Source organism: Apibacter sp. B3706, assembly GCF_011082725.1.
Classification (GTDB): Bacteria; Bacteroidota; Bacteroidia; order Flavobacteriales; family Weeksellaceae; genus Apibacter.
On the sequence record NZ_CP049715.1, the window covers coordinates 1,732,600 to 1,745,395 of the forward strand.

At 32.2% G+C, this 12,796-nt stretch carries 12 protein-coding genes; 9 read left to right on the forward strand and 3 right to left on the reverse strand.

Annotation, left to right across the window (positions count from 1 at the left end; all coding sequences use genetic code 11):
* Positions 1-6: 6 nt before the first annotated feature.
* Together G8C41_RS07655 and G8C41_RS07660 are read right to left on the reverse strand one after the other, a co-directional pair.
* A complete protein-coding gene (locus G8C41_RS07655; protein WP_166007071.1) occupies positions 7-1,074 on the reverse strand; it encodes a helix-hairpin-helix domain-containing protein in 1,068 nt (355 codons plus the stop codon).
* A 240-nt stretch (positions 1,075-1,314) separates the two neighbouring features.
* Complete coding sequence (locus tag G8C41_RS07660; RefSeq protein ID WP_160542793.1) at positions 1,315-2,022, reverse strand: histidine phosphatase family protein; 708 nt, start codon at positions 2,020-2,022, stop codon at positions 1,315-1,317.
* A 447-nt stretch (positions 2,023-2,469) separates the two neighbouring features.
* On the opposite strand from G8C41_RS07660, the gene G8C41_RS07665 reads away from it, so the two are divergent.
* The 9 genes from G8C41_RS07665 (at position 2,470) to argH (ending at position 11,783) form a co-directional block, all read left to right on the forward strand.
* On the forward strand, positions 2,470-3,132 hold the full coding sequence (locus G8C41_RS07665; RefSeq protein WP_160565969.1) for a GNAT family N-acetyltransferase: 663 nt from the start codon (positions 2,470-2,472) through the stop codon (positions 3,130-3,132).
* A gap of 12 nt (positions 3,133-3,144) precedes the next feature.
* Positions 3,145-4,332 carry an argininosuccinate synthase gene (gene argG, locus G8C41_RS07670; protein WP_166007073.1) on the forward strand — a complete coding sequence of 396 codons (1,188 nt, stop codon included), beginning with the start codon at positions 3,145-3,147 and terminating at the stop codon, positions 4,330-4,332.
* Between the two features lie 65 nt (positions 4,333-4,397).
* Positions 4,398-5,378, forward strand: a complete 981-nt coding sequence (gene argC / locus G8C41_RS07675) for an N-acetyl-gamma-glutamyl-phosphate reductase (protein ID WP_166007075.1) — start codon at positions 4,398-4,400, stop codon at positions 5,376-5,378.
* Between the two features lie 189 nt (positions 5,379-5,567).
* A complete protein-coding gene (proC, locus tag G8C41_RS07680; protein ID WP_160565963.1) occupies positions 5,568-6,362 on the forward strand; it encodes a pyrroline-5-carboxylate reductase in 795 nt (264 codons plus the stop codon).
* Between the two features lie 63 nt (positions 6,363-6,425).
* Positions 6,426-7,550 carry an aspartate aminotransferase family protein gene (locus tag G8C41_RS07685; protein WP_166007077.1) on the forward strand — a complete coding sequence of 375 codons (1,125 nt, stop codon included), beginning with the start codon at positions 6,426-6,428 and terminating at the stop codon, positions 7,548-7,550.
* 22 nt (positions 7,551-7,572) lie between these two features.
* Positions 7,573-8,523, forward strand: coding sequence for an N-acetylornithine carbamoyltransferase (locus tag G8C41_RS07690; protein WP_160542802.1), 951 nt, complete (start codon positions 7,573-7,575; stop codon positions 8,521-8,523).
* Positions 8,524-8,597: 74 nt separating this feature from the next.
* Positions 8,598-9,380, forward strand: a complete 783-nt coding sequence (gene argB, locus G8C41_RS07695; RefSeq protein ID WP_166007079.1) for an acetylglutamate kinase — start codon at positions 8,598-8,600, stop codon at positions 9,378-9,380.
* 9 nt (positions 9,381-9,389) lie between these two features.
* Positions 9,390-10,466 (forward strand): M20 family metallo-hydrolase, encoded by a 1,077-nt coding sequence (locus G8C41_RS07700; RefSeq protein ID WP_166007081.1) that lies wholly within the window; start codon positions 9,390-9,392, stop codon positions 10,464-10,466.
* A gap of 30 nt (positions 10,467-10,496) precedes the next feature.
* Positions 10,497-11,783 carry an argininosuccinate lyase gene (gene argH / locus G8C41_RS07705; protein WP_166007083.1) on the forward strand — a complete coding sequence of 429 codons (1,287 nt, stop codon included), beginning with the start codon at positions 10,497-10,499 and terminating at the stop codon, positions 11,781-11,783.
* Here the strand turns inward: argH and G8C41_RS07710 are convergent.
* On the reverse strand, positions 11,780-12,766 hold the full coding sequence (locus tag G8C41_RS07710) for a YeiH family protein (RefSeq protein WP_166007085.1): 987 nt from the start codon (positions 12,764-12,766) through the stop codon (positions 11,780-11,782). The genes argH and G8C41_RS07710 overlap by 4 nt on opposite strands.
* Between the last annotated feature and the right edge of the window lie 30 nt (positions 12,767-12,796).

Here is a 12,796-nt window from a genome sequence, read left to right on the forward strand (position 1 = left end):
GCTTCTTTATTTAACCAAGTATTGAATTATAAAATGATATTTTGGATCTGATTCGGTAATGACACGTAAAGGATCTTTCTTCTTATTTCTTGCTTCTATAATTTTATTTTTATACTTCCTTAAATAAATATGCTTGTGTAAATCTTCTTCTGAGGCTGTTTGTAAATTTATTTTAAGAACTTGGGATGGATTTAAAACAAAAGAATCAAAAATTTTTGAAACCATTTCAGAAGTTATATCATATACATCTTTAATTTGTTCCATCGACACAAAACCACCTAAACCTTTTCTAAAACTCAATATTCTTTTAGTTATGATTTCATTTTCAATTACGGAATTTATATCGTTAAAAGATGCTGTATTAATATCCTTTTTTTCATTGAAAATTTGAAGTACTTTTATATTTGATGTGTTTTCAATATTTTGAGAAGGAAGCTTAATGTACGATTCCAATTCTTGATATTTTACAGTTGATATAATATAACATTTTTTTAAATCCTCTTTGGATTTGAATTTTCCACCGATAGAATTTTTATATCTTATAATGCTTTCCGCTTGTTTTTCTGAAAAACCTATACGCATCCAATCGTTTACATTATATGTATTCGGGTCAAATGTTAATAACCGATACTTCTTTACTTTACTAGAATTAGTAGTTGGTTCATTCAAGCCGTTCTCCGGTAATAACAGAAATGGAGATATTTTAGCATACATTTCCTCGGAGATTACATAGCAAGATTTAAGCTGTTCTTTAGAAGTAAATTTACCTCCAAGCATAGCCTTATAGTTAATAATTACCTGTGCTTGTTTTTTAGAGAAACCTAAACTCTGCCATTCTTCTGTATTATAATCAGTTGGATTAAAAGGTTCTATAAATTTATCTTTTTTATCCTTTACCTTAAAATTCTGTTCATTAATTTCTTCAACAAATTGAAAAGGAGTAGCATTATTATTCTCAAATATCGAAGAAATTAAAGCATTCCTATGAATTAATAATTCTAAAATACATATAATTATGAGCAACAAAAGAACACCTATACGTTGCTCTTTTATCATTTTAAGGCGTAAATTCATAAAAGTTAATATAAATATATAATTACAAGAGCTTAATTTTTAAAATGTTACCATTTATTATGGTAACGTAAAAAAATTATATTTTTATATTAAAAAAATGAAATACTATTTCTTTTAAATCGCTGTAAAATAATAACCTAAGATTCAAAATAGCTTAGAGGAAGTTAGCAATCCCTTTAAAATTGCGAACTCAATGGATACTTTACAAAACTATTATGTGAAAATTTAATTCAAAAATATTTAGCTATTTTTTCCTTTTTCTGCATAGCTCATATCATTAACCGATTCGATGATATATTTTCCATCTTCAAATACAACTTTACATACTGAAGCGTTTTCCAAATCCTTAACAAATAACCTTTTACCTCCCAGATTATGAAGCATTAGAGTTATACTTAATCCGTGAGATACAATCAGAACGTTTTTATTTTCCTTATTCTTACTTTCGATCTGTACAATATCCGATAAAGCTTTATGCGTTCTTTTTTCAACTGTATTAAAATCTTCTGCCATTTTCATAGGATCTAAAATACTTATGGTATTTACCGCTTCTTTATAAGTAATTTCTTTATTCTTGTCAAAGATATCATTGAATAAATCCTGAGCATTAGTGTAATGAAGATATAAAGCAACATCCTTAAACATTTCGGTAGCTAAGGCAGTTTCATACGCTCCAAAACAGATTTCTCTTAATTCAGGTTTTTCTGTAACCGGAAGTTCTTTTTGATCTGAATTTTTTAAAATTATATTGATAGTCTCTCTGGTTCTCCTTAAATCACTGCAAAAAGCTGAAGAAAATTTAACATCTTTCAATCCTTTACCCAAATTTTCTGCCACCTCAATCCCTTCTTTTGTTAACGGTGTATCACTCCAACCTTGAACTTTGTTTAATGTATTTAAAATTGTCTTACCATGACGTACTATGTAAAATGTAATCTTAGATCCCATATAAAAAATATTAGCATTTTAAATACAAAATTAGAAAATTTTGTTTGTTATAAGTATAGAATAATCATTATAGTTCACCAGTATTTCATGTTGTTGATTTAATTAAACTTAAAATTAAAAAACAAAATATATATATAAAATAAATATTTTTAACCGTATAATTTTTAAAAAATTTTATTCGTATAAAAAAATAATTATTATTTTTGTTATGTTAATTTAGATTTTAAAAGTTAAAAATCTTAGTTATGTTATTACGCAATTTAACATTGCCGGTTAATAAAATTACCCTTTTATCTTACCCTATCTACTTCAGTAGGCAGGTTAGGCTTTGATTTTCGATTTTTCCAAAGCCGACACTTCCGTTTTTTATACAGTAATTTATCTACTACTGTTTTTTCAATTTATCCATTTACTATATTATTTATACATATATTATTTATACATAAGATGAATATTAATATTGTTGTTGCAACAGAAGAACATTATCAGTACGCTGAAGAAATATGCGAAACTATTTACCAATCGGCTATTGTAAGGGGTACAGGTATTGCTAAAAGAACACCTGAATACATCCAAAAAAAAATGGATCAAAGACAAGCGATTTTAGCTCTTGATAACACAAAATTTGCAGGTTTTTGTTATATCGAAAAATGGCAGAACGGAGAATTCGTCGTCCATTCAGGATTAATTGTTCATCCTGACTACAGAGGAATAGGTTTAGCCAAAAAAATTAAACATTTTATTTTTGATTATACACGCAAAAAATTTCCGGAAGCTAAAATTTTTGGTATAACTACCGGTTTGGCTGTAATGAAAATTAATTCGGAATTAGGATATAAGCCGGTACCTTTTTCTGAACTAACTGAAGATCCTGACTTTTGGAATGGCTGTAAAACATGTACGAATTTTAATATTCTACAAAGTAAACAAAATAAAATGTGCTTATGTACCGGAATGTTATTCGATCCTAAAGATCAAAAAAAAGATAAGAATATCTCCCATAAAAATAGTTTCGATAAAAAGGTCATTACTCATCTCAATAAAATAAAAGAAGTATTTCACTTAAAATCTAAAAAGGATTGTAATAATTCCCAAATTAAAACCATCTAAAAAATCTTGATTATGAAAAAAGCAGTTTTAGCATATAGTGGAGGACTAGATACTTCCTATTCTTTGGTTAAACTAACTAAAGAACATGATATGGAAGTTCATACAGTTATAGTAAATAGCGGAGGATTTTCTGAAGAAGAATTAAAACAAATTGAAAAACGAGCATATGAGTTGGGTTCCAATCATCATATAACCATTGATATTACTGAAAAATTTTATAAAAATTGTTTACGCTATCTCATTTATGGAAACATATTAAAAAACAATACCTATCCCTTATCAGTTAGTGCAGAAAGAATATTTCAGTCACTGGCTATAGCGGAATATGCAAAAAAAATAAATGCGGAATATATAGTTCATGGAAGCACGGGAGCCGGTAATGATCAAATCCGATTTGATGTAGCCTTTGAAGTCATATCCCCTAAATCAAAAATAATTACACCGATTCGTGATGAAAATATTTCTCGTCAAGAAGAAGTTGACTACTTACAAAAAAACGGAATTAACATGAATTGGGAAAAAGCAAAATATTCCATCAATAAAGGAATATGGGGAACTTCTGTGGGGGGTGTTGAAACACTTTCCTCTGATCTCCCTTTGCCGGACGAGGCTTTCCCTACTCCCCTCTCTGAAACCACACCTTCCATAATTGAACTTGAATTTTCTAAAGGAGAACCTATCGGATTAAATGGAGAAAAAATGAATCCGGTGCCATTAATTCAAAAACTGAATGAAATAGGAGGAAAATATGCCATTGGGCGAGATATACATGTGGGAGATACCATTTTAGGAATTAAAGGAAGAGTGGGTTTTGAAGCTCCTTCACCTATGTTACTGATTAAAGCACATCATCTGCTGGAAAAACATACCCTATCCCGTTGGCAACTCTTACATAAAGATTCATTGGCCAATTGGTATGGTACTTTATTGCATGAAGCTCAGTATTTAGACCCTGTAATGCGCGACATTGAAGCATTTCTTACGTCCTCTCAAAAACGAGTTAGCGGAACCGTAAAGATTCAGTTGTATCCCTATTATTTCCGTATGATCGGTATAAAATCTCCTTATGATATGATGCAATCAAAAGTTGCTACTTACGGTGAAGAAAATGAAGCTTGGGACAGTAGAGATGCCCGAGGATTCATTAAAATTTTTGGAAATCAATTAAAAATTCACCATAGTTTCAATGATTTAGAATAATTTACGAACTTTATCTTGAATTAAAGTAAATAAAAATTGAAAGTATAGTTTAGTTTAAAAAACCAATGAACAAAATAAAAGCTAGTATTGTGGGAGGGGCAGGATATACTGCTGGCGAATTATTGCGAATCCTCATTAATCATCCAAAAATAGAACTCACATCCGTTTACAGCACTTCCAATGCAGGAAATCCTGTCACAACGGTTCATGAAGACCTTATAGGAGAAACCGATTTAATTTTTTCTGATCGCATTGATCAAGAGGCAGATGTTGTTTTTTTATGTTTGGGACATGGTAAATCCAGGGATTTTTTGACAAAAAATGTGTATTCTAAAAACACAAAAATTATAGATTTAAGTAATGATTTCAGGGTTAAACCTCATCATGTGTTTCAAGACAGGACATATATTTACGGTCTTCCCGAATTACAAAAAGAAGAAATAAAAAAGGCAAAAAATATTGCTAATCCCGGATGTTTTGCCACCGCCATACAATTAGCTTTACTTCCCTTAGCAAAGAAAAGTTTATTGTCGCAAGATATTCATATCCATGCTGTAACCGGCTCTACCGGTGCAGGGCAATCACTTTCAGCAACTGCTCATTTCAGTTGGAGAAATAATAATGTTTCCTTTTATAAAGAATTTAGTCATCAGCATGAGGCAGAAATTTCACAAAGTATTGATCAGTTAGGAACCAACCGACATCAACTCTATTTTTTACCTATGCGGGGAAATTTTACTCGAGGGATTCTTGCCGGCATATATTTAAAATGTGAAATTACAAAGGAGGAAGCTTTTTCTTTATATCGTGAATATTATCAGGATCATCCATTTACCTTTGTTTCTAACACTCCTCTATCTGTAAAGCAGGTAGTCAACACAAATAAATGTATGTTAGAAATACAAAAACATAAAGATACCCTATTAATCACTTCGGTGATTGATAATTTAAGTAAAGGTGCTTCGGGTCAAGCCGTACAAAACATGAACCTTATTTTCGGATTTGAGGAATCGGAAGGGTTACATTTAAAACCGGTGGCATTTTGATAAAATTAGAGTTATGAATTAACTATTCCATCTTAAAATGATTAACCAGAAAAACTCAAAATACAATATCAGTTTCCTTAGTTTATTTAAAAAGTTCTTATGGTTCTTTTAGAGATGTTAACTAAAAAAAGGATAAATTACTGATTTTAATGAATAATAAAAATTATATAATTAGTACAAAATTATAATATGAAAATAGCAATTATTGGAGCCGGAAATTTAGGTCTGGCAATCGCAAAAGGAATTATTAACAGCAATTTTGCTGAATCATTATATATTACTAAGCGAAATATTAAAACCTTACATGAACTGGAAAATAAACAAAATATAGTTCTTACCTCAGATAATAACGAGGCAATTAAAAATTCAGAGATTATACTGTTTGCGGTTCAGCCTAATGTCTTAACCAATGTTTTACAAGAATGCCGGCATTTATTTACGGAACATCATACTTTACTATCAGTAGTTGCCGGATTTGATTTAAGTAAACTAGAAGAAATCATAGGCAGTCATTTTCCAATCATTAAGGCCATGCCTAATACTGCTATATCGGTGAATAAATCCATGACCTGTCTTTGTTCCAATAAAAAAGGAAAGGATCGGATCAATATCGCGTTGGAAATCTTTAATCAATTGGGACATGCTGTAGAAATCCCTGAAGAGCAAATGCAAGCGGCAACAATTATTTGTTCCAGCGGTATAGCTTTTTGGCTGAGAATCATTCGTGCACATATGTTGGGAGCTATAGAAATGGGACTGGAGGCGCAAGAAGCCCTATCCATGATTACTCAAACTTGTATGGGAGCGGCACAATTAATTGAGTCTAAAAAAAGTCATCCCGAGCAAGAAATTGATAAGGTCACAACTCCGGGCGGATGCACCATAGCCGGAATTAATGAAATGGATCATCAAGGAGTTAACTCAGCCATTATTAAAGGGCTATTAGCTTCCTATACCAAAATCAACCAATTGACTAAGAAATAAATGGTAAAGTATCACATGAATACCACAAAGAAACAATAATAAAAATTTATAAAGGATACTAATATGAGTCTATTCAATGTATATCCTATCTACTCTGTAACCCCTGTTAAAGCATCAGGTTGTACCGTATGGGATGAAAAAGGAGATGCTTACCTTGACTTTTATGGTGGGCATGGGGTTATTTCCATCGGTCATTCGCATCCGACATATATCAAACATGTAACTGAACAAATCAATTCCATCGGATTTTATTCCAATTCAATTATCAATCCTGTTCAGGAAAAACTGGGTAATTTATTACCTCAAATTTGCGGATATCCCGACTATTCGTTATTCCTCTGCAATTCAGGAGCAGAAGCTAATGAAAATGCTTTAAAATTAGCCTCTTTTCATACCGGAAAATCAAAAATTTTAGCCTTTAAAAACAGCTTCCACGGGCGTACTTCCGCAGCAGTTGCCGTGACCGATAATCCAAAAATTATTGCTCCTATCAATGCTCAACAGGAAGTGGTATTTTGCGAATTAAACGACATTGAAAGTGTTAAAAAAGAGATTGCTAAAGGGGAGGTATCTTCCGTAATTATCGAAGCTATTCAAGGAGTGGGTGGATTGGATGAAGGAAGTACTGAATTTTTTCGGGAATTGGAAAAGGTTTGTAAAAATAATAAGGTAGTTCTAATTCTGGATGAAATTCAATGTGGATATGGACGATCCGGTAAATTTTTTGCCCATCAACATCACGGAATCAAAGCAGATATTATATCGGTAGCGAAAGGGATGGGAAACGGATTTCCTATCGGAGGGATCTTAATTTCTCCTGAATTTACTTCTTCTTTTGGATTATTAGGAACTACTTTTGGCGGAAACCATCTCGCTTGTGCCGCAGCATTAGCGGTTTTAGAAGTAATGGAGGATGAAGATATTTTAAACAATGTTCAAAAACAATATGAATATTTCATTAAAAAATTTTCTTCTCTATCGCAAATTAAGAAAATTAAGGGTAAAGGATTAATGCTGGGATTAGAATTTGATTTCGAAGTCGCAGATCTCCGTAAAAAATTAATCTATGAAAAAAAGATTTTTACGGGTAATTCCAATAATAAAAATCTACTGCGTGTGCTTCCGCCGTTAACTATTTCCAAAAATGAAATTGATATGCTTTATGACAGTTTACAGTCTTGTCTTTAACAACCTTATAAAATAAGAAATAATGAAAAAGTATACTTCTGTCGATGATATTACTGACCTAAACGAGATGTTAAATTTGGCTAAGAAGATTAAAGCTACTCCTTTAGCCAACCAAGTTTTGGGAAAAAATAAAACTTTAGGGCTTTTATTTTTTAATCCGAGCTTAAGAACGCGATTAAGCACACAAAAAGCAGCTCGCAATCTGGGTATGGATTGTATGGTTATGAATTTAAACACAGAAGGCTGGACATTAGAATTTGAAGATGGAACGGTAATGGATGGTTCTGCTTCCGAACATATAAAAGAAGCCGCTAAAGTTATATCAGTTTATTGTGATATAATAGCCATTCGAAGCTTTCCCACTTTAAAGGATAAGGAAAAAGACGAAGCGGAAACAGTCATTTCTTCTTTCGTCAAATACGCCACCGTTCCGATCATCAGTTTAGAAGGGGCTACAGAACATCCCCTACAAGCTTTGGCTGATGCGTTGACCATTGAAGAATACAAAAAAACGGAACGTCCTAAAGTAGTATTGAGTTGGGCTCCCCACCCAAAAGCTCTTCCTCAATCTGTTTCCAATTCATTCGTGAAAATGATGAAAAAAATGGAGGTGGATTTTGTTATTACTCATCCGGAAGGATACGAATTGAACCCTGAAATTACCAAAGGTGTTCCCATTGAATATAATCAAGAAAAAGCATTTTTAAATGCTGATTTTATATATGCTAAAAATTGGAGTAATTACAACGATTATGGTAAAATATTAAATGAGGACCCTCATTGGACCATCGGAAAAAGACAAATGGAATTGACAAATCACGCTAAATTCATGCATTGTTTACCGGTACGAAGAAATATGATTGTAACTGATGACATATTGGACAGCGATGCATCGATAGTTATACCTGAAGCAAATAATCGAACGTATTCTGCTCAAACCATTCTTACTCGAATTCTGGAAGGGCTCACATAAATATTAATTATTTGATTTTTGGTAAAAAAACAGATATTTAACTAATTACTAACAAACAACCCAATAAGTTGAATATGGAAAAGAAAAAATTAACCGTTATAAAAATAGGAGGAAATGTAATTGATAATCAAAAAGTCCTTACTCAATTTTTACAAGATTTTTCTAAATTGGAAACCCCAAAAATTTTAGTCCACGGAGGGGGAAAAGCAGCTACAAGATTAGCGGGTAAATTGGGAGTTGAATCGATCATGATTGAAGGACGAAGAGTAACCAACGAAGAAATGCTAGATGTGGCAATAATGACATATGCAGGACTTTGCAATAAAAAAATTGTAGCTCAACTTCAAAGTTTACAAACCTCTGCTATCGGGCTAACCGGTGCAGATGGAAATTCTATTGTTTCGAAAAGGAGAGAAAATAGCGCTTATGATTATGGATATGTAGGGGATATCATTGAAATTAACTCCGAATGGATTAAATTTTTACTCGATACCGATACGATTCCTGTATTCTGTGCAATTACCCACGATAAAAAAGGACAGTTGCTTAACACGAATGCTGATTCCATTGCACAATTTTTGGCTGTGGCCCTATCCTCTTTTTATGAAACCACTTTATTGTATTGTTTTGAAAAAAAGGGTGTTTTACAAGATATTGAAGACGAAAATAGTATTATTGAAACGATAAATTACAGTTCCTATCAACAATTAAAAAAGGATAATATTATTCACTCGGGTATGATCCCAAAACTTGATAATTGTTTTGAAGCGCTGAAACAGGGAGTTAAAAATATTATTATTTCTAACCCTGAAATAATTAACAACTTTAATCATTCTCATACTTGTATTACCTTATAATTAAGTCTTATGAAAACCATTGAACAACTAACTTATGAAGCAATTGATCTGTTAAAAAAATTAATTGCAACGCCCTCATTTTCCGGAGAAGAACATCATACCGCTTTATTGATCGAAGCTTGGTTCAGACATCATTCAATTCCTTATGAAAGAGAGAATAATAATATATGGGCATATAATAAATATGTAGATAAAAACAAACCTTATTTACTGCTGAATTCTCATCAAGACACTGTTTTTCCTAACAAAGACTATACTCATAATCCTTTTGATGCCATTGAAAAAGAAGGTAAAATATTCGGTTTAGGTTCTAATGATGCCGGAGGATGTTTGGTGTCTCTTTTAGCCACATTTACTTATTTTTATTTACATAAGAATATGAAATATAATTTAATTATGGTGGCTTCCGCTGAAGAAGAAAACAGTGGAAAAAAAGGTCTAAACAGTGTGTTGGCTCACTTGCCACCATTAGAATGTGCTATTATAGGTGAACCTACTCAAATGCAACTTGCCATTGCTGAAAAAGGCTTGCTTGTTTTAGACGTTCTCATAAAAGGAACTGCCAGTCATGCAGCTCATAATAATCCTGATAATTCCATTTATAATGCTTTTGAGGTAATTGAATGGTTTAAAAATTTCTCATTTGAAAAAATATCAGAAGTTTTGGGACCTATGAAAATGACAGTTTCTCAAATTGAAGCAGGTAAACAACACAATCTTGTACCTGAAGAATGTCGCTTGGTGGTAGATATCCGTGTGAATGATTGTTATACAAACGAAGAGATACTATCAATAGTAAAGAAAAATTTATCATCTGAAAGGGTGATAATTACTCCCCGATCATTGAAACTTAAATCTTCTTCCATTCCCAAAACTCATCCGTTGGTTATATCCGGAATTGCTCTGGGGAGAGAAACTTATGGGTCTCCTACTCTTTCAGATCAAGCCGTCTTACAATGTCCTTCTTTAAAAATGGGGCCGGGAAATTCTTTACGATCTCACACTGCCGATGAATACATTTTTAGGGAGGAAATTGTAGAAGCAATTCCTCTGTATATAGAATTATTAAATCAAACGATCTTATAAAAGATAATTGAAACTATTAAATTTTAAAAAATGAAGCTTTGGGAAAAAGGTATACCGACTGATCAGAGAATTGATTTATTTACCGTAGGTAATGATCGGGAATTAGATATTGTTTTAGCTAAATATGACGTTTTAGGTTCATTAGCTCAAACTAAGATGTTGTATCAAGTAGGGCTTATTACGGAAAATGAAAAAAAAGATTTACTTCAAGCATTAAATGAAATTCTCACAGATATTGAAAATCATACGTTTAAAATTGAAGAAAATTTTGAAGATGTTCATTCTAAAATAGAATTTTTACTAACTGAAAAAGTGGGAGATGCCGGTAAAAAGATTCATACGGCTCGTTCCCGCAATGATCAGGTTTTAGTGGATATGAACTTATATCTGAAAGATGAATTAAAAGTGATTAAAGATCAAAGTCGTAAACTTTTTGATCTTCTACTGATTCTTGCAGAAAAAAATAAAAACATTTTATTGCCCGGATATACGCATTTTCAAATAGCTATGCCTTCTTCCTTCGGAATGTGGTTTTCTGCATATGCTGAAAGTTTGATTGATGATGTAATTTTACTTAATGCAGCTTTAAAAATAGTCGATCAAAACCCTTTAGGATCAGCAGCGGGATATGGTAGTTCTTTTCCTATAGATCGAACGTTTACTACTCGGGAATTGGATTTTAAAACATTAAAATTTAATTCCGTTGCCGCACAAATGAGTCGAGGTAAATCGGAAAAAAGCACGGCATATGCTCTTAGCAGCTTGGCCGGTACTTTATCCAAGTTAGCAATGGATGTAACTTTATATTTAAGTCAAAATTTTAACTTTCTTTCACTTCCCACCCATTTGACAACGGGTTCCAGCATTATGCCTCATAAAAAAAATCCCGATGTTTTTGAATTGATACGAGGAAAATGCAATAAAATACAAGCTTTGCCTTATGAGTTGACTTTGATAACCAATAATCTTCCTAGTGGATATCATAGAGATTTACAGTTATTAAAAGAAGGAATTATTCCGGGAATACAAAATTGTAAGGCATGTTTAGAAATGGCTCATTATTCTCTTCAAGATATACAAGTTAATAAAAATATCCTCGAAGATCCTAAATACGATTATTTATTTACCGTAGATGCTCTTAATGAATTGGTAGCTGAAGGAATTCCATTTCGTGATGCATATAAAATGATCGGTCAACAGGTGGAACAGGGAACGTTTCAATCTCCTAAAAAAACTACTCATACGCATGAAGGAAGCATAAATAATTTGTGTTTAGAGGAAATTAAAAGGAAAATGGATGATTATTGGATGGATTAATACATCCTAAATACGAGTAAAATCAAAGTTAAAAAAGATACGCTTGTCCATAAGATAACGCCCAAAAGTAAAGGCTTTATACCAATTTTTTTTAAGGTTTGTAAACTTAATCCTGCTCCTATTAAAAATAAGGTTACGGTTAGTCCTCGTTTAGCTTCCATAACCAACCCATGGTCAATAATCTTAAATACAGGAAAGTATTGGGGTAAATAGGTATTACTTATCATGGCCGCAATAAATAAAAATGTAAAGTAAGGTAGTTTTATTTTCTTATGTATATTTTCCTGATCTTCTTTAAAAGTCAATATAATCAGAAAAGATAAGGGAATGATCCATAAAGCTCTTTCCAGCTTAACCGTCGTCGCAATTTCTAAGGCTCTTGAACCATAGTGCTGTGCAGCGCCAACTACAGAACTTGTATCATGTATAGCCAATGCAGACCAATATCCGAATTGTTCTTGTGAAAGATGTATTAGATGTCCGATTGCCGGAAATATAAATAAAGCAATGGAATTTAAAATAAAAATAGTGGCTAAAGACAGGCTGGTTTCTTCTTCATCTGCATGGATAAGTGGGGCAACGGCAGCTATAGCACTTCCTCCACATATAGCAGTTCCTGATGATATCAACAAGGTTATTTTCCTATCAATTTTAAAAAATTTTCCTATCAATATTCCCAAGAATAAGGTAAGAAAAATTGATCCAACCGTTAATAACAATCCTTCTTTACCAACTTGAATTGCTGTATTTAAATTCATCCCAAATCCCAATCCTATAACAGAAAGTTGAAGAAGATAGCGCGTTATTTTTTTAGTATAGATGGGATAAGGATTACCGAAACTAAAGGAAAATAACATTCCCATCAATAACGCTAGAGGGGTGTCTATAGATACAATCAGGCAAAATAAACCTAAAAGAATAAAAATTATTTTTTTTACCCGATCATTGGCGACTAATTTTTTCTTGGTTGTTGCTTGATTCATTGTACAAATATCCTTTAATGAATACAAATC